Source organism: Bacteroides sp. 2_2_4 (assembly GCF_000157055.1).
Lineage (GTDB): Bacteria > Bacteroidota > Bacteroidia > Bacteroidales > Bacteroidaceae > Bacteroides > Bacteroides ovatus.
Genome location: NZ_EQ973360.1, coordinates 1 through 24,187, shown reverse-complemented (window position 1 = coordinate 24,187; position 24,187 = coordinate 1). Strand labels below are relative to the sequence as shown.

Here is a 24,187-nt window from a genome sequence, read left to right as displayed (position 1 = left end):
AAGACGATTATGAAAATAACAAAATATATCATTGGATTAGGGATAATGGCAGGTACAGTCATTAGTTTGCCATCCTGTACAGATCTGTCGGAAACGGTGTATGATCAGGTCATGTCTCAAAACTATTATAATACCAAACAGGATGTTATCAACGCCGTTTTTCGTCCGTTTGAGCATATCTATGAATCCATTGTCAGACGTCATGAACACGAAGAACTGACAGGGGATCAGTTGATAACGCCTACTCGGGGAACTTGGTGGTATGATGGCGGTAAATGGGAAAAATATCATTATCATCAATACGATGACATTAATCAGGAAGACTGGACAAACGAGTGGGAAGGCATGTATGGCGGTATCGGTCAATGCAATCTGGTGTTGGATGATTTGTCTCAATTGAATCCTTCTAAATTTAATTTAAGTGACAGTGAGTTTGATAGTTTTAAAGCGCAACTACGTTGTATGAGAGCTTATTGTTATCTTCGCCTGCTTAATAGTTACCGTAATTGTATCTTAACTACGACTTCTGACCAAGCGGTCAATGAACAGCCGGAAAACCGGAAGCAGGTATCTCCACAGGTTATGTTTGATTTTATCGAAAGTGAGTTGAGAGATGTCTGTCTGGTAGCTTTACCTTCCAAAATCGGACAATCTGGTAATGGCGGTCAACAAGGACAATTTACCAAGGCGGGAGCTGCTGCATTGCTGGTACGTCTTTATTTGAATGCGGAAAAGTGGATTGGACAGCCCAAATGGCAGGAATGTATCGATATGTGTGAGCGTATCACCGGAGGAGAATTCGGCTATTATGCAATCGCTAATAATTGGTACGAACCTTTTGACTGGAATAATGAAATGTGTAATGAAGTAATTCTCGGTTTTCCCGGTTCTTATGGATTGACTAGCTGGCATCTGCAAAATGACAAGAGAACTGTTTACGGACGGGCCCTTCCTTATGGTTGTGAGAAATACCTGAAAATTGAAGGAAATGGCAGCCGAAATCCCAAATATGCACTTTCGCCAAGTTATAATAACCAGCAACCACGTGCATTGTTTGATTATGAATTGGGCATGGTTACGCAGAAATTCGTCAAATATGCAGGCGATAAACGTTATAAACAATATGTAAATACGAGTAATAATACACGGGAAGGTATGTTCTTCATGGAAGGGAAAATAGCTAATTCCAGTATTAGTGGGGGATATGCCAAGAATCCGGATAATCAATATGTCCTTTACCTACTTGATCAAGTGGGACGTTTTGAAGGTAACGCAGAATCCGGTTATATTGCCAACCCGAATTATCAGGAGTCTAAACTGGGAAACGGAGATTTCAACTCGGGGCTTTACTGTGTGAAGTATCCTTTCTATCCGTTTGATGGAGGATATTTTATAGAGTCGGATTATACGGAAATCCGTTTGGCGGAGATTATTTATTCGCAGGCGGAATGCCTTCTTCGTCTCGGACAGGCAGGCGAGGCCGGCAAGCTGTTGAACAGCGTGCGTAAACGCAACTATGAGAACTTTACTGCAGATATCGCTTATCAGCCGGAAGGTAACGTGGTACTTGATCTAAAAGAAATGCTTGATGAATGGGGGCGGGAATTTCTTGCGGAGAGCCGTCGTCGTACGGATTTGATCCGCTTCGGAAGATTTCAGGATGCATGGTGGGACAAGAAACGGGATGCAGATACTCATTATGAATTGTTCCCGTTTTCACAGACCCAATTGGAGCAGAATGAATATCTGAAACAGAATCCCGGTTATCCGGATATTGCCCGTTAAGCGGTGAACTGTAATTATTTCAATTTAGTGTACAAGTTTAAAATGAAGAAAAATGAAAAATAAGTTGCTCACAATATCAAAGATTGGGCTTTTGGCCTTCACTATTTTAGTGAGCCAGGCGTGTCAGGAAGATTATGAGATGGTTGATCCTCCGATGATTACTGATTATGATGATGATCTGGATGAAGAAGTTGTCTTGCAAAAAGGACTGGAAAGTTATTTTGTAACTCAATTCGGTGAAGGGGACATGGATGGTACTTCATGGGATCAGGCAATGGATGTAGCTGGTTTTCGCAAATTATTGAGTGGATCTATCGATCTGTCCAAGAGTACTATTTACATGAGCCAGGGAAAATATGTGATGTCCGAGACCGGAGGACTCGGGGTGATTATCCGCAAAGACATTAAAGCGATCAAAGGAGGATATAGTTTGTTGAGCGAAGGGACAGATCTGACTAATCGTCGTATTGATACGTATAAGACAGTGATCAGCGGAGATGTAAACGGTAATAATCAGGCTGATTCCGGTGATTGCGGACTATTGTTGGTGAAAGGAGGGATTATTGGGATTGAAGGAGTTACTTTTCAATATGGGTACCTTTCTAATAATGATGCCAAGTCTAACGAGTGTGGTAGCGGAATTTATATCAATGGTAACGTCAATAGCACCTCTGTCGAATTAACGGATTGTATTATCAGGGATTGTAAAACGGAAGCTGTCAACGGGCAAGGAGGAGTAGCGGGAGGTACAGCTATTCTTATTGCTTCCGGGAGCTCGAAACTGAACAATGTGAAGTTCCTGGATAATGCGGCGGATAGCCGTGGCGGAGCAATACGGTGTAACAGCAATAAGGCTGTTGTGTTTATGAATAATTGCCTGATAACTGGCAATTCAGTAAGAGAACTTTTTGGGGTCGGTATTCAGATATCATCGGGACATATTTGTATGAATAACACAACCATTGTCGGAAATCCGGGAAAAGGTGCTGCTTTAAACGGGGGAGGTAGTTTCATGCTCGCTAATAGTACGATTGTAGGGCATGATATTGATCAGGAGTATGGCGCCTTTCGATGTGAAACCTCTATTGATGGTGATACTAAGTTTATTAATAACCTGTTGATTTCCGAGAATTCTACCGCTCCAAGCTTCATTTTGAACGGAGCGAATAAAGAAGCTTACTCCATGGGATATAACTTGTATCAGCGAGTTAATAATTTCACAATGGGCGTTTCTGATACTGCTTATCCTACCCTTGTGAATGGCAACCTGACGGAAGAGGGTGTTTATAAGTGGAATATTGACCAGATCGGACAGGTGGGTGGTTATGCTACCAAACAAGCTGTAATCAATGCTGTGAAAAGTTTCAATCCTGCTGCTTCTCCTATGGTTAATTTAGGTGAGGTATTCGTGGAATGGATGGGTGAAGATGCTTTCGGATTGGATCAGCGTGGCGTGACACGCAATCCTGATAAGATGCAAATGGGAGCTTATGATGCTGTATTGTCCAACTGAATCTTTAAAAAGTAATTGTGATATGAAAAACAAATTTTATATAATGACCGCTTTGGTCATTAGTCTGACAGGCTGTTCAAACATTGAAGACGGGACGCAGCCGACCGGCAACTTTCCCGAAGATCATATAATCCGTGTTGTAACAGAAGTGAAGGCTCCTGTGTCGCGTGCCGGATATGATGCAAGTAATCTGGAGAGTTTCGGACTGATCATTCATAACAGTGAAAACATTGCTTATGATTATAATTCGCAAATGGTAAAATCTAATAATGACTGGAATACGGCGGACGGGCAACAAATGCTTTGGGATAATGCAAGAACTCCGGTAACAGTAGTGGCGTATGCTCCTTACATTTCGGAAGCTAGTTTGGACACTCCGTTAGCTATCAACATACAAAGCAACCAAACTACTGAAGAAAATGTGATTGCTTCTGATTTCCTGTTGACTAAATCAATGGTTGATCCGAAACAGGATCTCACCGCAGATGGTAGATTGAAAGTTACTTTGGATCATGCCATGAGCAAGCTGATTATAAAAGTGACGGTAAATAATGGTATGGAAGATGCGGCGATCAGTAAATTGGGCGATATGGCTGTAAATGGTACAATAGTGGGTGGTATTTGTGATTTGTCAGTGCCGGAACCGGTAGTCATTCCACGGGAAGATGCTGTAGCTACAACTATCGCCCCTTATAAGGGTACGGATGGGTATGAATGTATTCTTCTCCCGCAAACAATAATAGAAGGCTTTTCTGTCAATTTCAGTTATGACGGAAAATTGTATATATGGACTGCCGAAGAGCCCATTGAGTTGCAAAAGGGAGTAGAGCATACGCTGGCATTGAATGTAAATGAAACGGCACGGTTGGCTACCATGCAAATGAAATATCGGGCAACCGGTCAGATTATCTATCAGAAATAAAAAGGAGGAGATGAGTTATGAAAATTACTAAACATATATTGGCTGCATGTATATTAACGGGTATGGCAGCTTGTGATACGGATAAAGAGATAGCCGTGTTCAATGAAGACTCCGGTGCAATCAAGATCAATGCTGTTATTGATGCTGCATATACCCGTAGTAATCCTACAGGAACAAATGAACAGCAAATGCAATTTAATAATGGAGACCAGATTCTGTTGAGTTGCGAAGATGGTAGTGTGACTTATATGTTGTCTGGAGGGCAATGGGCTCCTACGGATAACTATTATCTTAGGTGGGGAAATGAACCTGTTACTTATTCTGCCTTTTATCCGGTGACTGAAGGAACAAGCGTAGCCAACTTCTCTCTTCCTATTAATCAGCAGAGTTTGGAAAATCTGGCGAGCGCAGACTACATGACTTGCACAGTAGAAGATGCTATAAATGAGGGATCAAGTGTCCTTCATCTGAATATGAACCGGAGAATGGCGAAAGTTATCATGACATTGGACGATATAGACTCACAAAGTAAAGCTCTAGGAGTTAAAATCGGTTCCTATCAGGGATATACGGACGGAAATGTTTCATCGGGAACTGCACTTGTTACACCGTATGTCACTATTCCTGAAGGAGGGAAAGCCGGACAAAGCGGATGTAAATATACGGCGATCGTAGCTCCGGGAGCTGCAAATCCTAATAGTACTTTCGTTTCTTTAAATTACAAGGGGGAAGATCTGGTATTGCCGGGCATTCCTGCAATAAAGGCCGGATTTTGTTATGAATTTACTTTGAAAGTAGAAGGTTCGGTCATTATATTGAGTGAACCGATTGTCACTCCATGGGAGACTGGTACAATCAATGGGGGAGATGCAACGGAATTGCAATTGGACGCTTATTATGTGAAAGAGCATGCTACAGGGAATGCTACCGGTATGGATTGGGATAATGCAATGGGAGTAGACGGGTTACGCAATCTATTGAGAACTAACACTAACAGTGCGATCACGACTGCGAATGCTAAGAAATTGGATGGTAAGAATATCTATGTGGCAGGCGGTACCTATTTGATAGCAGATCAGGAAGCCGGTCTGAAAATAGAGTATAGCGGATATAGCAAACAAGTCGAAATAAAGGTTGTGGGTGGATATGATCCTCAAAGTACCCGTAAGGATTTAAGCAAGCGTGATCCTGTCCGGTATCTGACTACTTTCACAGGAGATGCAAATAATAACGGCATTGCGGATGCGGGTGATTATTCCTTGTTTACATTAGGAAACCAGATAGATATTACATTTGAAGGTTGTACGTTCTCTTGCGGTTATCATCCCAATGAGAAAATAAATGGCTATAGCGGTGGATTCCTGATTGCGAATGGTAGCAGTGGCAATGCAACATTACAGTTGAATCATTGTATCATTGAAAAGTGCTATAATGCGGGAGTAAATGGTTCAGGTGAGGCTGGTGGTTCCGGTATATTCATGTATAAGGGGACAGCCAAACTAAATCATGTGCAGTTGAGAAACAACAAGGCATCTTCGCGTGGAGGCGCAATTCGCGTCAATGACAGTGGGAGTATTCTTTTTATGAATAATTGCTCCATTACAGGCAATGAAGGCGGACAGTTCGGTTATGCTATTCAAATGTCAAACGGTCATTTATGTATGAATAATACAACTGTTACCAATAATAGTGGTAGAGATGGAACCATTAACGGCGCGGGGAGTATGTTGATTGTAAACTCTACCATTATCGAGGATGGTGCTCAAAATAGCGGGGCTGTTATTCGTTGTGAATCCTGGCCGGCCCGGCAATCATTCTTGATGAATAATATCATCCTGAATAAAAATGCAGCTAATCCGGTTGTTGAAATGTCCGGTGATGATACTCGCCATTTGACATCCAAAGGGTATAATCTGATGGGCGGTACGATCATGCCTGCATCAACCAACAAGTTTACAACATCAGAGTTTGATAAGTATAACAGTACGATTAGCTCTTTAAATGTCGTATGGGATGCCAATCGTTCTGTCTATACTTGGGACGGGAATGTGAATGAGTTTACCCGGACTGCTTCCGACGCTGTTAAGAATGCGATCACAACCGGCTTTAAACCGGATAGTTGTCCTTTCCAGAATTTAGGTGAGGAGTTTGGAAAATGGTTGGAAGAGATGGATGCTTTTTCCACTGACCAGTTGGGGAATCCGCGTGATAAAAATGCGATGTGGCCGGGAGCTTATCAAGAATAATGATACAATTTATTTAAACGAATGACAATGAAAAACTACAAACTGATATGGTTAGGGATATTCTGTTGTTTGCAACCTCTTATATTGTTTGCACAACGGGGAGAAACGATCCGTAAGGCATTTTTAGATCCGAAGTCCGATCAGGTGTTAGTCGTGGCACATCGGGGGAACTGGCGGAGTGCACCGGAAAATTCCGTAGCGGCAATTGATAGTGCCATACAAATGGGAGTGGATATTGTGGAGATTGATATTCACAAGACTAAAGACGGACAATTAATATTGATGCACGATGACCGTGTAGACCGGACAACCAATGGTAAAGGATTGATTAAGGATTATACATTGGCAGAAATCAAGAAGTTGAAACTGAAAGATAAGGATGGAAATCTGACAGAACATATTGTTCCAACATTGGAAGAGGCATTGTTGGCAGGCAAAGGTCAGATTATGTTTAACTTGGATAAGGCGTATTCTGTGTTTGACGAGGTATACGCTGTGCTCGAGAAAACCGGAACTGCCAGTTTGGTGATAATGAAAGGAGGCCAGCCGGTGGAAACTGTCAAAAGTGAGTTTGGAGATTATCTGGATAAAGTGATTTACATACCGGTGATAGGACTTGACGGAAAGGATGGCGAAAAGAAGGTCAGGGACTATATGACACAGCTGCATCCTGCTGCCTTCGAATTGGTTTATTCGGATTCTTCCAGTCCTTTGCCTCGAAAAGTGAAATCGATTATTTTGGGAAAGAGTCGGATCTGGTACAATACGTTGTGGGCTTCTCTTGCGGGAGGGCATGAAGACGATCAGGCTTTAAAAGATCCGGATGGAAACTATGGATATCTGATTGAAGAGCTAGGGGCACGGATTCTCCAGACTGATCGCCCGGGATTCATGCTGGATTATTTGAGAAAAAAGGGATTGCATGATTAATCGTCTGAAGACAATGAGGTAAAATGTATTGTTTGGCACACAGATAACGTCGATGATATAAACAGACGTTATCTGTGTTGCTTTATCTATTCTCCAAATGAAAATAAATTTGAGATTTGGCTTAGGTTACTAAAATAGCTATATTTGGCTCACTGAATCGACATGGGTATATAATATGAAAAAGTCAATAATAGCATTTATCAGTTTTATTACTCTTTGTATTGAGCCATTAATGGCATCTGCCGAGTTTTCCTTTAAGAAATATCAGGTAGAAAACGGACTGTCTCATAACACAACCTGGTGTGCAATTCAAGATAGCTATGGCTTTTTATGGATAGGGACAAGTAACGGGCTGAACTGCTATTATGGTAGCGGAAATAAAATTTATCGGAATGTTTTAAATGACAAATATTCTTTAGGGAACAACTTTGTCAGTTCTCTGATGGAAGAGGGTGAAGACCTTTGGATAGGAACAAGTTCCGGACTATACATTTATGATCGCTCTGACGATCATTTCTTGTATTTTGATAAGACAACCAAATATGGAGTGTTTATTAGTTGCGAAGTCAAGAAAATTGTAAAAACGAAAAATGGCTTGATCTGGATCGCTACCTTGGGGCAAGGCATCTTTATTTATGATCCGGCAAAAGATGTTTTGACTCAAAATAGTATTCGGACTTTTTTTGCTTGGGATATTTGCCAGGGTACGGATTCTCTTGTCTATGTTTCTTCTATGCAGGAGGGGTTACTTTGCTTTGATGAAGAGGGAACTTTTCTGCAGAACTATCCGGTTTTATCCGAATTGAGTATTGGCAATCAAAGGATTAACTGTCTCCATAGTATTGAACATGAGATTTGGTGTGGCGTGGGGACGAATTCGTTAGGGTGTTATCAGGAAGGAAGTTGGGAATTAAAAATATATGATACATCTGCAGAGAGTTTCAGTTCTATTCTTTGTCTGATGGACTATAGCGAGAAAGAAATGCTGGTTGGTACGGACAATGGCGTTTATTTGTTTGACCGTGAGCGTAAAACATTTCGTAGGGGAGACTCTCCGTTTGGTTTATGGACTTTGAGTGATCCGACTGTACACGCGATGATGTGGGATAATGAAGGCACGCTTTGGGTAATGACTAATTCCGGCGGAATAAATTATATGTCTAAACAGTCGAAGCGTTTTTCTACTTATTCCCTGTCTTTGACGGGGATGGAAAAAGCAGATAGGGGGATAGGACCTTTCTGTGAAGATCGGGAGAAGAATGTTTGGGTGGGAACCCGGAATGGATTGTGGTTTTTCAATTCACAAACTCATTCTTTTTATGAGTATTCTTTGAAGAAATCGAATATAAGATACGATGTACGTAGCTTGTTGTTGGAGGGCGATAATCTTTGGGTGGGAACTTATGCTGAAGGATTGCATGTATTGAATCTGAAAACCGGGAATATTAAAAGTTATACTTATTCCCGTAATATCCCGAATACGCTTTGCAGTAATGATGTACTAAGCCTTTTTAAAGACCGTAAAGGAGAAATCTTTATCGGAACAAGCTGGGGATTATGTCGCTATAATCCGCAATCGGATAATTTTATAACTGTGATTAATGTCGGTGCTATGGCTTCTGTAACTGATATCTATGAGGATATGTACAATAATCTTTGGATTGCGACCTCAAATCGTGGCGTTTTCTGTTATAATACAGTTGGTGAAGAGTGGAAGCATTTTGAACATATCCGGGAGGACCTGACTACTATTACGAGTAACTCTGTGATAACATTATTTGAAGATAGGAAAGGTACGATGTGGTTTGGGACCAATGGTGGAGGATTATGCTCTTTTTCCAAAGAAACAGAAACTTTTGTTGATTTTGATCCGGAAAATGTCTGGTTGCCGGATAAGGTTATTTATTCGATAGAGCAGGATCAGGCAGGCAATTTTTGGATTTCCTGTAATTCCGGGTTATATCAGTTTAATCCTACAGATAAGAATAAGAACCGGCTTTTTACTATAAATGACGGTTTGCAGGGGAATCAGTTCACGGCGCAATCTTCATTGGCTTCATCGACGGGGAAGTTGTATTTGGGAGGAGTGAACGGCTTTAATGTTTTTGAACCGAAAGAATTTGCAGATAACACCTACCTTCCTCCTGTTTATGTTATGGATATCAGTTTTCCTAATTTGAATAATGAGCGGGAAGTGAGGCGGCTGCTCCAGCTGGATAAGCCTTTTTATACAGTTGATAAGATAAGATTACCTTATAAGAATAACAGTCTTACCATCCGTTTTGCGACACTTAGCTATGAAGATCCTCTTAGAAACCGTTATGCGTATATTTTGAACGGAGTGGATAAGGAATGGATTAACAACTCTTCTAATAATACGGCTTCCTATACCAATCTTCCTCCGGGGGAGTATGAGTTTTTGGTTCGTGGTTCGAATAATGACCATTATTGGAATGAAAAGGCAATTTCTTTATGGATTGTGGTTACTCCTCCCTGGTGGCGGACTACTATTGCTTATGTCGTATATGCATTGTTGTTACTTGCCGTCATCGTATTTCTTGGTTGGCGTTGGAATTTGTATGTCAGGCGTAAGTATAAACGTCGGATGGAGGAGTATCAGACTACCAAAGAAAAAGAAATGTATAAATCGAAAATCAATTTTTTTATTAATCTGGTACATGAAATACGTACTCCGCTAAGTTTGATTCGTTTGCCGTTGGAGAAATTGAGAGAAGAGGAAATCAAAGGGAAAGAGAACAAGTATATTTCTGTGATAGAAAAGAATGTAGATTATCTATTGGGAATCATCAATCAGTTACTTGATTTTCAGAAGTTGGAAAGTAGTGCTTTGCAGTTGAATTTGAGGAAATGCAATGTTAATGCATTGGTAAGTGATATTTTTAATCAATTCAGCGGTTCTGCGGAGTTGAGAGGACTGACATTACATCTTTGCTTGCCTCGTGAAGAAATTAATACGATGATTGATTCGGAGAAGATAAGTAAGATTCTCGTAAATCTGATGGGAAATGCGATGAAATATGCGAAATCCAGGATTGAATTGAAAGTATTATCAGTAGATGACGAGGTGAGGATAGTGGTTACTGATGATGACCCCGGCATCCCGGAGGACCAACACGATAAAATATTTCAAGCTTTTTATCAACTGCCTGACGATCCGGTGGCATCATCTAAGGGTACCGGAATTGGTTTGGCATTTGCAAGATCCTTGGCAGAAGCCCATCATGGGAATTTGTTTCTGGAAGATAGTTCCGAGGAGGGGGCTTCATTTGTGTTATCTTTACCATTGGGAGTTGTAGAAACGGAAGATGCATCTGATGGATTGACTGAAACGGATGTTGTAGGTGTTGGAGAAGAAGTGACTTCTGTTTCTGAATTCGGTAATAGGAAATTCACAGTTTTATTGGTGGAGGATAATATTGAATTGTTAAATTTAACTCGAGAAGCTTTAAGTGTTTGGTTCAAGGTGATACGTGCCGGTAATGGAAAAGAAGCACTGGAAATACTTGCACACCAGGGTGTAGATGTTATTGTCAGTGATATTATGATGCCTGAAATGGATGGACTTGAACTTTGTAATCATGTAAAATCCGATATGGCTTATTCTCATATTCCTGTTGTTTTGCTGACTGCAAAAACGACATTGGAATCTAAAGTGGAAGGACTTGAAAGTGGTGCTGATGTATATCTAGAGAAACCGTTTTCTATTAAGCAGCTCCATAAACAGATCGAAAATTTATTAAAACTGCGATTGGCGTTTCATAAACAGATGACGGACATCACAATTGGTTCATCCTCTTCACTTTCGGATTTTGCCATTTCTCAAAAAGATGTAGAATTTATAGACAAGATCAATGCAATTTTATTGGAGCAGGTTGTTAATGAAAATTATTCAATTGAAACATTGGCAGATCAAATGAATATGAGTCATTCTAATCTTTACCGGAAGATGAAAAGTTTGTTTGGTATGCCTCCTAATAACTATGTTAAGAATTTCCGCTTAAACAAAGCAGCTGAATTAATAGCAAATGGTGTTCGAATAGCTGAAGCTGCAGAACGGTTAGGCTTTGCTTCTTCTTCCCATTTTGCAAAATGTTTTAAAGAGAAATTCGGAATGTTGCCAAAAGATTATAGATAACAAGTCTTTTCATGATGGGAAAAATAAGGGGAGGGTAAATGAAGTTTAAAAATGCAAGAAATATACTGTAGTAAGATTTTTTATCCATTCGTTTTATATTCTTAACTCCGAAAAATTCGTAAGTGTAGATAAACCAACTACTTTTGGCTCTCGAATTTACAGCATTTTTGAATGTCTTGCGTCTAATAAACATAAACTAATATATTTCTAGTCATGAAACACAGACTGTTACTACTAATTCTATTCGTATTCGCTACCTCCGTGGCGGCGGGGTGGGCACAAAAATCCACAGCTCCTTCTTATACAGTCAAAGGAGTACTTATTGATTCTTTAACACAAGAGGGAGAACCGTATGCTACCATCAAAATAGCAAAGAAAAATGCTCCGGATAAAGCAGTCAAGATGGCGGTGACTGGGGCGAATGGTAAATTTCAGGAGAAACTGAATGTCGCTGCGGGCAATTACATCATCACTATTTCTTCGATTGGTAAAGCGCCGATAGTAAAGGAATTTACTCTAAAACCGTCCGTGAAGGAGGTTGACTTGGGCACAATGATTTCTTCAGAGGCCAATAACGTATTGAAAGGAGTGGAGGTAGTTGCACAAAAACCTTTGGTAAAGGTAGATGTGGATAAGATTGAATATAATATTGAAGATGACCCGGACTCAAAATCGAACAGTATATTGGAGATGCTTCGGAAAGTGCCTTTGGTAACGGTGGATGGAGAAGACAATGTACAGGTGAACGGCAGTAGCAGTTTCAAGATACATGTAAATGGAAAGCCCAATAATATGATGAGTAATAATCCGAAGGAAGTACTGAAAAGTATGCCGGCAAACACGATCAAATATATTGAGGTGATAACTTCACCGGGAGCTAAATATGATGCGGAAGGTATCGGAGGTATTCTGAATATCGTCACAGTAGGTTCCGGATTTGAAGGATACACGGCTACTTTCAGAGGAAATGCTAATAATAACGGAGTAGGTGCCGGCACTTACGCAATGGTGAAACAAGGTAAACTGACTGTTTCTGCCAACTATAACTACAATTATAATAATAGCCCGCGCAGCTATTCCGATAGTTATCGCGAAAACTACGAACCGGATAAAGAGAATGAAAAATATCTGGAATCGGAAAGTAGCTCCAAGTCGAAAGGGAATTTCCAGTATGGCAATTTGGAAGCCAGTTACGAGATTGATACGTTGAGGCTGCTGACCGTGGCTTTCGGAATGTACGGCAGTAGTGACAAAAGTAACAGTGACGGAAATACGATTATGCACGGAGCTGACCGACAGGATTTTGCGTACCGTTATAGAACCGACAATCATGGAAAAGGGTCATGGTATTCTATCAACGGAAATATAGACTATCAACGTACTTCCCGAAAGAATAAAGAACGGATGATTACGTTTTCTTATAAAATCAATTCCCAACCCCAAACGAATGATTCATATAATACTTATCTGGACATCGAGCCTGAAGAGAATAAACTGGATATCATTAAAGAATTGTCATTAAAGAATTTCCATTCGGACGGAAAGACAAATACGATGGAGCAGACTTTCCAGGTGGACTATACTACTCCGATTGGAAAGCTGCATACAATTGAAACCGGTGCCAAATATATTTTCCGACGTAACTCCAGTGATAATCGGTTTTATGAAGCCGAGGGAGCAAGTGAAAACTATGCATATAATGAGAATCGTAGTAGCGAGTACCGTCATTTGAATCATATTCTCTCTGCTTATGCCGGATATACGCTGAAATACAAGGGATTTACTTTCAAACCGGGATTACGTTATGAGCAAACCATACAAGAGGTGAAGTATCTGGTGGGTCCGGGCGAGAACTTTGATTCGAATTTTAGTGATCTGGTTCCTTCCGTTTCCTTGGGAATAAAACTAGGAAAGATGCAGAATTTGCGTGGTGGATATAATATGCGTATCTGGCGTCCGGGTATCTGGAATTTGAATCCTTATTTCGATAATCAGAATCCGATGTTTATTAATCAGGGAAATCCGAACTTGAAGAGTGAGAAAAGTCATTCGTTCGACTTGTCTTACAGCAGTTTTACGTCCAAGTTCAACATCAATCTTTCTTTGCGTCATTCTTTCAATAACAATGGAATTGAAAGAATCAGTCGCTTGATTACTGATAAAGACGGAGAAATCTTTGAAGGTGGGCATAAAGCTCCCTACGGTGCACTGTATAGCACATACGGTAATATCGGAAAGAGCCGGGAAACAGGATTGAACTTTTATTTGAACTGGAACGCTTCTCCTAAAACGAGAATTTACGTCAATGGACGTGGCAATTATAGCGATTTGCGGAGTCCTGCCCAAGAGCTGCACAATTATGGATGGAATGCTTCTGCTTATGGAGGAATTCAGCAGACCTTACCGGGAAAAGTACGTTTGAGTCTGAACGGCGGAGGTAGCACACCCCGAATCAGTTTGCAGGGAAAAGGTTCAGGATATAGTTATTATAGTTTGGGATTGAGCCGTTCTTTCCTGAAAGAAGAACGTCTTTCTTTGAATATTTATTGCAGCAATGTTCTGGAGAAATACAGAACTTACAATAATCACACAGAAGGAGCTAACTTTATTTCGAAGAGTTCGAGCAAATATCCGAGCAGGTATTACGGTTTCAGTATCAGCTATCGGCTTGGAGAGTTGAAAGCCAGTGTGAAGAAGGCTGCACGAAGCATCGACAATGACGATGTGAAAGGTGGCGGCGGAGGAGGTGGAAACACCGGTGGTGGAGGTGGTCAGTAGACCACTTCCGCACACCGGGATTCCCTTTTATTTCTGTCTCACGTCTTGCTTGTTGGTGTTAAAACCAAGTTTGGTTAATCCGGCCTGTACATCAGGATGGCTCATGAAGAGTTTCCATAATAATCCGGTCCGGTAGTTTTCGATCATGACAGCAATAGGACCCTGGTCGATGGCCAGATAACGTTGCGGATACCAATTGTCCGTTTCGCTGAAAGCATCGTAGAATCCGAAAGGACCGAACACTTTATCTCCCATACCATACAGATGGCGCATCACTTGCATGGAATATTCCGGTGTATAGACAATGGATGAAAGTGCGGCAGTGGGGGAGATCACTCCTTTGTCGTCTTGTTCATTGGGTGAGTGAGCCGCATATCCATCGACGGAGTAGCTGGCGGTCAGTCCCCAACAATCCGGTCCGAAACCTTTGTAATGTTTAGGGTTGCGGATGCAGTAAGCACGATTCACCAGTGTCAGGTTGCGCATCTCGTGGAAGTAGCTGGGGCAGTATTCATCTTTCAGTCCCACCGGATCAAGTCCGAGAAAAGAGTATTGAGCCCAGAAAAGCGGTCCGGCTTCGGTGCCCTGATAGCGGAGGTGCAACTCGATTCCTTCCACTTTATGCGGAGAAACGATGGCTCCGTTCTGTGCCCAACCGTCATGATAGACAGCCGCAGGTACTCCGTGTGTAGGAGAAGCGGCGGCAAGAATATACATAATCATACATTCGTTGTAGCCGTGTACAGGGAAATTCATTTCCCAGCCATACGTCGGACTCCAATGCCAGTAAAGAACGTTTTGCCCGCCTTGCCGATACCAGTTCCAGTCGACATCCCGCCAAATCTGGTCGATACGTTGGGCGAGGACTTTCTCTTTCTCATTTCCGTTGACGTAATATTGGTGTACAGCCAGCAGACCTTGGATGAGGAAGGCTGTCTCTACCAGATCGCCCCCATTATCTTTCTGGCCGAATGGTTTCACCTTGCCCGTATCACCATACCACCAATGAGGGTAGGCTCCGTGGAAACGGTCTGCTTTTTCGAGGAAAGAAACGATGCGTTCCATTCGTGCCAGTCCCTCTTCGCGGGTGACGTAACCGCGGTCGATTCCTGCAAGGATAGCCATGATGCCGAAGCCGCTGCCACCAGAAGTGACTACGTTGGCATCGTTTTCAGGATAAACGCCGTCCACATGATAACGTTCGGGAGCCAAGCCGCTATTCGGCTCGGCACCTTCCCAGAAATAAAGGAAAGTCCGTCGCTGGACGGTATCCATCAGGGCGTCGTCCGATAACGAGTCGGTGGCTGCGGAAAGGTTGTTGCTTTTGCTTTTCCCTTTACAGCTCTGGAAAGTCAGGGCAACGGCGGATAGAAATAGTAACATGAGCGGAAGTGCGCTCATTTCTATTATTCTTTTATATTTATCGTTCATAATCAAGGTCATAAAAGTTTAGTTTAACGTGAACTTCGCGGTTTTCACATCACGGCTGTTCGTACCGATCATCACTTCAAAGTCGCCCGGTTCGGCAACCAGTTGCAAGTCATAATTATAGTATCGAAGCATTTCCGGAGCAATCTTGAAACGGACAATCTTCATTTCTCCCGGTTCGAGGAATATCTTTTGGAAACCTTTCAGCTCTTTGACGGGACGGGTACTGCTACCCACAACGTCGCGGATATAAAGCTGTACCACTTCCGAGCCGGGCCATGTTCCGGTATTGGTAACCTCCACTGCCGCGGTCAACGAACCGTTCATGTCCATGGAAGAATGACTCAAGTCGATGTCGCTGTAAGAGAACGTCGTATAAGAAAGACCGTAACCGAACGGATAAAGCGGATCATTATCCACATCGAGATAGTTGCTGCGGAATTTCTCAAACCATTTGCCTTCTTTCAATGGGCGTCCGGTATTTTTGTGCGCATAATAAAGAGGTATCTGGCCGACATTCTTCGGGAAAGTCATGGTCAGTTTTCCACCCGGATTGACGTAACCGAAGAGGGCGTCACCAATGGCGTAAGCGGCTTCACTACCTCCGAACCATACATTCAGAATGGCAGGCACATGCTCCTGTTCCCAGTTCAGCGTAAGCGGACGTCCGGTGAATAACACCAGTACCACCGGTTTGCCTGTCTTTAAAAGCTCTTTCAACAGATTCTGTTGTACGTCGGGAATATTCAAGTCCGTACGGCTGCTGCTTTCACCACTCATTTCAGAAGATTCGCCTAGCGCTGCGATGATGATATCCGACCGACGGGCTACGTTCAATGCTTCGTCCAACAACTGCTGGTCGGTGCGGTTGTCACGGTTCAGGGAACGGCCGAACATCGTTGCCCGTTCTTCGTAACTTGCATCACTAATCAGGTTGCTTCCTTTAGCGTACATGATATTCGCTTTTCCGGCTGTCATCTCTTTCAATCCTTCTACCAAAGAAGGGCAACGGTCGAGCACAGCTGCTACGCTCCATGTACCCGGCATATTGCTACGGCTGTTTGCCAACGGACCGATTACTGCAATATTTCCTTTAGGGTTGAAAGGCAACAACGGATTTCCGTTCGGATTACCGTCGGGACTGTCATTCTTCAGAAGAACGAAACTTTCTGCTGCAATTCTGCGGGCTGCATCACGATGGGCTTTGGTAAAGATGTCGCGTGCCGGACGTTTCGGATCGCAATATTTATAAGGATTATCAAACAATCCCAGTTTATATTTGGCTTCCAGAATACGACGGCAAGCCGTATTCAATGTTTCCATAGAGACTTTTCCTTCCTGAACGGATTTCTTCAGTGTCCCTACAAAACCCTCGCTTACCATATCCATATCCACTCCGGCGTTGATGGCACGGGCGGATACTGTCTGAAGATCACCGATACCGTGGTCGATCATTTCTGAAATGCCGGTATAATCAGTTACCACAAAACCGTTGAATCCCCACTGTCCGCGGAGAATATCCGTCATCAGCCATTTATTGGCAGTGGCCGGAATACCGTCTACTTCATTAAAAGAAGCCATCACGCTACCTACACCCGCTTCAACGGCTGCTTCATACGGTAGCATATAATCATTGAACATTCGTTGGCGGCTCATATCCACGGTGTTATAGTCGCGGCCGGCTTCGCCTGCCCCATATAACGCAAAGTGTTTTACGCAGGCCATGATTTCGTCATTCCGTTCCATGTTTTTCCCCTGATAGCCGCGCACCATCGCTTCGGCAATCATGGCACCGAGAAACGGGTCTTCGCCACTACCTTCGGATACGCGTCCCCAACGAGGGTCACGTGAAATATCCACCATCGGGCTGAAAGTCCATGAGATTCCATCAGCACTTGCCTCTACGGCTGCAATGCGGGCAGACTCTTCAATGGCTGTCATGTCCCAGGTGCAAGACAAACCGAGCGGGATAGGGAACATCGTTTCGTATCCGTGAATAACGTCCATCCCGAACAATAACGGAATGCCTAGCCGTGAATCTTCCACAGCTTGTTTCTGTACTTCACGTATTTTCTCTACTCCTTTCAGATTGAACAATCCTCCCACTTCGCCTTTCTTGATTTTTGCGGCAATGTCGCTGCTTTTAGCTTGTCCCGTAGTGATCTCTCCGGTGACGGGAAGGTTTAACTGTCCGATTTTTTCTTCCAGCGTCATTTTATTCATCAATACGTCGATGAAACGATCCATATCCTGTGGCGACTTTTGTGCCGACGCGGTTAGAAAACCTGCAGCAAACAACAGGACGGATAGACTTAACTTTTTGTATATCATATTATTATAGTTAATTTTATCTCTATTCATATAAAGTCCTCCTGATGCGTTGAATGTTCGGCACCGAGGAGGACATTGTTCGACACCGAGGAACAGTAGTTTCGGCACCGAGGAAACAACCGTTCGGCACCGAGGAACTTTCTTATTGGTAGTCGGGGTTCTGTACTAACACTCCTTTAGACTTGTCGATCTCTGTCTGCGGCAGTGGAAGCAGTGCGTTTTTGTCCTGATAATTGGTTTTACCGGCTGCGTGCAACACTTCTTTTGCAATGCCCCAACGAACGAGGTCATAGAAACGGTCGAATTCCAACCCTAATTCCACACGGCGTTCGTGGCGGATGGCTTCACGCAATTCTCCCTGATCGGTAGTCGTCACTTTAGGTAATATATTGGTATTGGTGCCTCTGGCGCGTGCGCGTACTTGTTCCAAATAGTCGATTGCTTCACCCGGAATACCTTTTTCATTAGCTGATTCGGCTCCCATCAGCAGTACATCTGCGTAGCGGATCAGACGAATGTTTACCCAGAATCCTTTGTTGGTATATTCTTTACGCAAAGCCGGGTCGGTATAGGCTTTCTTGTTAAAGTAAGCACCTATTGCCGGAGAAACCGGAGATTCACCGTATGGCTCGTTGGTATTTTCCGGAGTGATAGGATCGCTGTCCGAGTGGCGGAAGTAGAGTAGGGTGGAGTTTTTGCGTGGATCACCCTGTTCGTATGCTTCCGCCATGTATTCTGTTGCCATGTGCCATCCCCAGCCCAAGTCCCATTGACCTGCTCCGCGTACACCTTGTACTTCACAGAACTGGCTACCGATAACGGTACTTTGAGGAAGAGCGGCAGTAGCTGTACATTGCAACTCGAATATGGAACCTCCGTTATTTTCACCATCATCCGTGAAAATCTCATTATACGGAGTCTTTAAGTTGTAGAGCCCCTTTTTGATGACATCGGTGGAGGCTGTGTACATATTGTTCCAGTCGTTGCGCATCATATAAGTACGCGCGTGTAAGGAACGGGCAGCTCCCCAAGTCAGTCGTCCGGTGTATTCGCTGCTCCATGTTTCCGGCAATGACTCTTCTGCTGTTTTCAGGTCCTTGTCGATTTGCTCATAGATTTTATCAGCACTTGTCTTCGGGATATTGGCTTCCGAAGCATCGTTGATTTTATAAGTCACCAAAGGAACTTCGCCGAAAGCTCTTACCAGATTGAAGTAGCAATAAGCACGGAAGAAAGAGGCCTCTCCCTTATTGATGATGTCTTCAGTTTCTGTTTGTCCGGCTGTTTCTTTTTCTGCAATGGCATCAAGAATCTCATTACATTGGTAGATGATGGCATAATTCTGTCCCCAATAAGCACCCAGTAGGCCGTTGGTCGGTGTATACACAAAATCATCATACATTTCGGCTACATCAGAGCCATCGCTGGCAATACTTCCTTTTTCCGAATCTTCCGAACGGAAACAGTGGATGGCAAAAGCAGGAGGGCCGGCTGTCACATTATAGTTACGCATCATCGTATAGACATTATAAATCTTCCCGTTGACCAGAGCGTTCGGATTATCATCTTCCGTAAACTGTCCTTGTGGACTACGATCCAGAAAGTCACTACAGCTGCCTAGAAATAATGTAGTTGAAGTAATAAGGGTTGCAAATATATATTTATTCAGTTTCATATAATGATAGTTTTAAAGATTAAAGTTGTGTTCCGCATGGAAAACTGGCAGTGGCACCTTGTCACTAGAATGTTAGGTTGATACCGAAGGTATAGACTGCAGGTACAGGATAACTGCCGTTATCTACTCCGAATGCGGTGGCAGTTCCTCCAAGTTCGGGAGTATATCCGGTGTTATGTTTCCATGTCTTCAAGTTCTGTATGTTGACATAGACTTTCAGAGCTTGCAGACGTATTTTGGCAATTAAGCTCTTGTCGAACGTATACGCTAACTGTACGTTGCGGATACGGAAGAATTTGCCGTCCTCAATGTAATAGTCGGAGTTGAGGTTGTTGATGGAATGTTTGGTGTTCAGCAACGGTTGGGTGTTGGACGTACCTTCTCCGTGCCAGCGGTCCAAGCGTTGTTCCAGGTAGTTGAACTGGGCAAAATTGTAGTTATCCCATGTACGGAAAATCTTGTTTCCACCTTGTCCCATCATGTCGATGCCTAACGACCAATTCTTGTAGTCTACTCCGAGAGAAAAACCGTAAGTGACCTTTGGAGTCGGGTTGCCTATCATGGTACGGTCTTCCGGGGTGATTTCTCCGTCACCGTTCACATCGGCGAATTTTAGGTCACCGGGGGTAACGGTAGCCAGTGTATTTTTGGGTGATGCGTCAATATCTGCTTGTGACTGATAAACGCCTGCCACTTTATAACCATAGAAATATCCGATAGGATAACCTGCCATTGTGTAACTTTGCTGCTTATCTCCGGCAATGATGGAATATCCTTCCTGAACAAGACTTTTTACCTCATTCTTGATAGTAGTCAGGTTGGCACTGACGGAATATCCCCAGTCACCAATCTGATCGCGCCAGGTTACAGCCATTTCCACTCCTTTATTCTGGATCTCTCCCAAGTTTCCGATACCGGGGATAGTTCCGGAAATTCCGGGAACTTCGGCTAACAAATCTTTGGTATTCTTCTTATAGTAAACACCCTCAAAATGCAAGCGGTTGCGAAGCAGGTTCGTTTCAAATCCGGCTTCCCAGGCTTCTACTTTTTCCCAACGCAGGTTAGGATTAGGAAGATAGGCAAGCTGGTATCCGGGATAAATGATGGACGGTTTACCGAATACAGCCGAATAAGCATTGGTCAATAAGGGTTCGGCAGGATAGGCTTTATCCAGGTTCTGGTTTCCTAACGTACCGTAAGATGCTTTGATTTTCAACATATCCAGCCATTTGATGTCTTTCATAAATTCTTCTTCGGACATCAACCAACCTCCACCCAGTGAGAAGAAGTTCTGCCATTCATTGCCTGTGTAGGAGAAAGCGGAAGAACCATCCCGGCGGAAAGAACCGTTGAACAAGTATTTACCTTTATAGTTGTAGATCACGCGTGCAAGTACGGATAATGTACTGCGTTCCCATTGAGTACTTCCATTGGTAGCGGTAGCTGCATCGCCGATGCTGACAAACCATTTGTCCGGATTATCCGGAATAACCAGTCCGACCCCCTGCTTGCGTGCTCCGTCCAATCGGCTCAACGAATTATAATAGGTAGTAAAACCGGCGGTAGCTGTCAGGTTATGATTTCCATTATCAAAGCTGTTGGTGTATGTCAACAGGTAGTCACTCTGAACTTTTGTTTCATTCTCTTTAAACTGGCTGACCTCGGTCTTGCCTGTTCCCAAAGTAGAGATCCCTCCGTTGACAGCGGCATCGTATACTTTTACGATCGGTGTATATGTCCGTCCGTTGTTCGACGCATAATCCATGGAGAACATCGCTTTGAACGTGAAATGTTTCAGGAAGTCTACCTCACCATAAATGTTACCGGATGCCCGGTAGTTTTCCGCTTTGGTAGTATTCGCTTTTAATTCGACGTCTACCATCGGGTTGTTGATCTGCGCTTTCTGGAATTCGGGCAGAGCCGTATATAATCCGTATTCGTTGTTATACACCGGAGCGATAGGAGTTGCACGCAGGGCATTCAATACCTGTTTGGAATCAGCAGGAAGCATACGTGCACCGTTGAATTGGAAACCGACTTTCAAAAAGTCCGTAATCTTATAATCATTACTTGCGTTGATGGTTACCTTACTGAATTTCTCATGCTCGATGTTGCCTTGTTCGTAAGAGTAGCCTACACCCAGATAGAAACTATGTTTGGGCGAAGCCCCTGTAATACTGATGTTATTGTTTGTAATGAAAGCAGTCTGGAAAATTTCGTCTTGCCAGTCGGTATTGGCATCCCAGCCGGTATAATCGAAAGGGTCATCTTTCTGATTGGCAAGCTGTTCGTTATATAGTTCCTTGAATTGTGAACCATTCACCAGTTTCACTTTATCTACCACTTTCTTGAAACCGAAAGAAGTATTAATATTGACTAGTGTCTGTCCCTCTTTGGCTTTCTTTGTGGTAATGATGATAACACCATTCGCACCGCGAACACCGAAGATAGCCAGAGATGACGGGTCTTTCAGGATTTCCATGGATTCGATGTCCTCCGGATTCAGGAAATTGATGTTGTCATTGAATAATCCGTCGACAATGTACAGCGGTTTATATCCGTTGATGGAGTTTGTTCCGCGAATACGGATTTCCGGGTCCGATCCGGCTCGTCCGGAGTTTACAATCTGCACACCTGCCACTTTCCCCTGAAGGGAAGACAGCGGATTCATTGCCGGTTTGTTGGCTAACTCTTCTCCTTTGATATTGGTGATAGAACCTGTCAAGTCTCTTTTCTTTGCACTACCGTATCCGATAACGACTGTTTCGGCTAGTACTTGTGAATCTTCTTTTAAAGTGACATTGATGACGTTCTGTGTCCCCACTTTAATGGTTTGCGAAGTCATCCCCACGTATGAAAATGCCAGTACGTCCTCCGGAGTGACAGAGATTGAATATTTACCGTCCATGTCCGTGATGGTTCCGGTGGAAGTTCCTTGTACGAGTACCGATGCGCCGATCAATGGTTCATTGGCAGCGTCCGTCACTGTTCCTGTCACCGTCTTTGTCTGTGCAAAGGCTGATGCAGAGGCCAGTAGCAGGCAAACAAGCGTCATGATGCTCTTTGACCTGATGGCTTTTTTCTGAAGATGTTGTAAAAGTCTAGTCCTCATTGCATTAAATTTTTCCATTTGTTATTATTTAGGTTGAAGTCTTTTTTCTGCCGTCTTTTGGCAAGAGTAACAAAGGAAACAAACGAAATTCAAAAAAGATTTTGGAAAAAAGAGGGAATGGTTGATTTTAACACTAAAAGAGAGGTGACTGTTGAAAAAAGTCAGGCACGAACCGGTGTTGTTCGTGCCTGAATAATGGGATGAGGATTACCCGTCGGGGGAGGTATATCCTATATATACGCTGTTCGTTTTATGATTTCCTGTTTTAAAACATCTGTTCCGCAGTGGTCATACATTGAATGACATCTTCTTTGCTGCCATTGAAAGGACCTGATTTCTCTATTTTTAAAGTTGACATGGCTGCTGCAAAACGTCCTGCTTCTTCGATGCCGGCACCCGATACCCGTTGGTATAGATACCCGATGGTGTAAGTGTCTCCACACCCTGTTGCATCTACCACTTCTTTGGGTTTATAAGCCGGAATACGATAGAAGTCTTTTCCGTCGAAAATGAGTGATCCCATGCTTCCCAAGGTGACAAGCACTTCTTTCACGCCCCATTCATATAATTGACGGGCAGCTTCATGCGGATCGGAAAGACCTGTCAGCACTTCCATCTCGTGCTCGTTGACTTTCAGGAAATGGATATATTGCAGAGCCTCCCGCTTATCTATCCAATCCACCGGATAGACGTGGGTGTCACGCACTTCACGTAAATAGCCTTGTGAGTCTACTGCAATCAACCCTTTTTGAGATAGTTCTTTGATTACTTCCAACGAGAAGTCGTCTGCCAGCAGAGAGCCGAGATGGTAGATTTGCGCATCTATATCTTTCAGCTGACCGGCAGTGAACGGATCGGCTTTCGCTAATACACGTTGAGTACGGTCGTCCGGATTGGCGCCATAGATATTCTCGAAGTATACGGAATATTTGCTTGGCAGGGCGGTTACATGAATACCCATTTCACGTAGTTGCTCCACGACGTTCATTTCAGTGGCACCAACTGCTGTTACTAAAGCGTAATCGATGTCGTTAAAATGGCGGATGGCATGTGAACAATAAAAAGCCGTTCCTCCCGGCATATAGACAGTGTTTTGGGGAGTGACTACTTTGTCTAATGTGATGTGACCGATGCAGCAAAGTTGATGTTTATTCATGTCTAACCAATTAAAAAGCCTCCAAGATAGTATCTTGAAGGCTTCTAGTTTATTTTTAGTGCGGCTGATAGCCGTAAAACATTTTGGCTATTTCGCACTTATTATCAGTTATTTACAGAGCCTTCATTTTAGTCAATGCCACCGAATTAGCCACC

General features: G+C 43.2%; 12 protein-coding genes. 7 read left to right on the top strand and 5 right to left on the bottom strand.

The annotated features are described in order from the left end of the window. The first annotated feature begins 9 nt into the window (after positions 1-9). The 7 genes from BSCG_RS14460 to BSCG_RS14490 all read left to right on the top strand — a co-directional run bounded on the left by BSCG_RS14460 (position 10) and on the right by BSCG_RS14490 (position 14,330). Positions 10-1,785: a RagB/SusD family nutrient uptake outer membrane protein gene (locus BSCG_RS14460; protein WP_032849516.1), complete on the top strand. Its 1,776-nt coding sequence runs from the start codon at positions 10-12 to the stop codon at positions 1,783-1,785. Positions 1,786-1,837: 52 nt separating this feature from the next. Next, the gene (locus BSCG_RS14465) at positions 1,838-3,298 is read left to right on the top strand and encodes a right-handed parallel beta-helix repeat-containing protein (protein WP_004322305.1); all 1,461 of its coding nucleotides are present in this window, start codon (positions 1,838-1,840) and stop codon (positions 3,296-3,298) included. 22 nt (positions 3,299-3,320) lie between these two features. Beyond that, positions 3,321-4,220 (top strand): fimbrillin family protein, encoded by a 900-nt coding sequence (locus tag BSCG_RS14470; protein WP_008775992.1) that lies wholly within the window; start codon positions 3,321-3,323, stop codon positions 4,218-4,220. A 17-nt stretch (positions 4,221-4,237) separates the two neighbouring features. After that, the gene (locus tag BSCG_RS14475) at positions 4,238-6,466 is read left to right on the top strand and encodes a fimbrillin family protein (protein WP_008775991.1); all 2,229 of its coding nucleotides are present in this window, start codon (positions 4,238-4,240) and stop codon (positions 6,464-6,466) included. Between the two features lie 27 nt (positions 6,467-6,493). Further along, positions 6,494-7,396: a glycerophosphodiester phosphodiesterase family protein gene (locus BSCG_RS14480; protein WP_004322301.1), complete on the top strand. Its 903-nt coding sequence runs from the start codon at positions 6,494-6,496 to the stop codon at positions 7,394-7,396. Between the two features lie 175 nt (positions 7,397-7,571). Continuing rightward, positions 7,572-11,552, top strand: coding sequence for a two-component regulator propeller domain-containing protein (locus tag BSCG_RS14485; RefSeq protein WP_008775990.1), 3,981 nt, complete (start codon positions 7,572-7,574; stop codon positions 11,550-11,552). 213 nt (positions 11,553-11,765) lie between these two features. Beyond that, the gene (locus BSCG_RS14490; protein ID WP_008775989.1) at positions 11,766-14,330 is read left to right on the top strand and encodes an outer membrane beta-barrel family protein; all 2,565 of its coding nucleotides are present in this window, start codon (positions 11,766-11,768) and stop codon (positions 14,328-14,330) included. 27 nt (positions 14,331-14,357) lie between these two features. Here the strand turns inward: BSCG_RS14490 and BSCG_RS14495 are convergent, their stop codons facing one another. The 5 genes from BSCG_RS14495 to BSCG_RS14515 form a co-directional block, all read right to left on the bottom strand. Beyond that, positions 14,358-15,731 carry a glucoamylase family protein gene (locus BSCG_RS14495; protein WP_008775988.1) on the bottom strand — a complete coding sequence of 458 codons (1,374 nt, stop codon included), beginning with the start codon at positions 15,729-15,731 and terminating at the stop codon, positions 14,358-14,360. A gap of 48 nt (positions 15,732-15,779) precedes the next feature. Then, entirely contained in the window at positions 15,780-18,089 is a 2,310-nt protein-coding gene (bglX, locus tag BSCG_RS14500) for a beta-glucosidase BglX (RefSeq protein WP_008775987.1), read from the bottom strand. A gap of 142 nt (positions 18,090-18,231) precedes the next feature. After that, positions 18,232-19,764 carry a RagB/SusD family nutrient uptake outer membrane protein gene (locus BSCG_RS14505; protein WP_008775986.1) on the bottom strand — a complete coding sequence of 511 codons (1,533 nt, stop codon included), beginning with the start codon at positions 19,762-19,764 and terminating at the stop codon, positions 18,232-18,234. A gap of 64 nt (positions 19,765-19,828) precedes the next feature. Further along, the gene (locus tag BSCG_RS14510; protein ID WP_008775985.1) at positions 19,829-22,894 is read right to left on the bottom strand and encodes a SusC/RagA family TonB-linked outer membrane protein; all 3,066 of its coding nucleotides are present in this window, start codon (positions 22,892-22,894) and stop codon (positions 19,829-19,831) included. A gap of 247 nt (positions 22,895-23,141) precedes the next feature. Next, positions 23,142-24,032, bottom strand: a complete 891-nt coding sequence (locus tag BSCG_RS14515) for a carbohydrate kinase family protein (RefSeq protein ID WP_008775984.1) — start codon at positions 24,030-24,032, stop codon at positions 23,142-23,144. Positions 24,033-24,187: the final 155 nt, after the last annotated feature.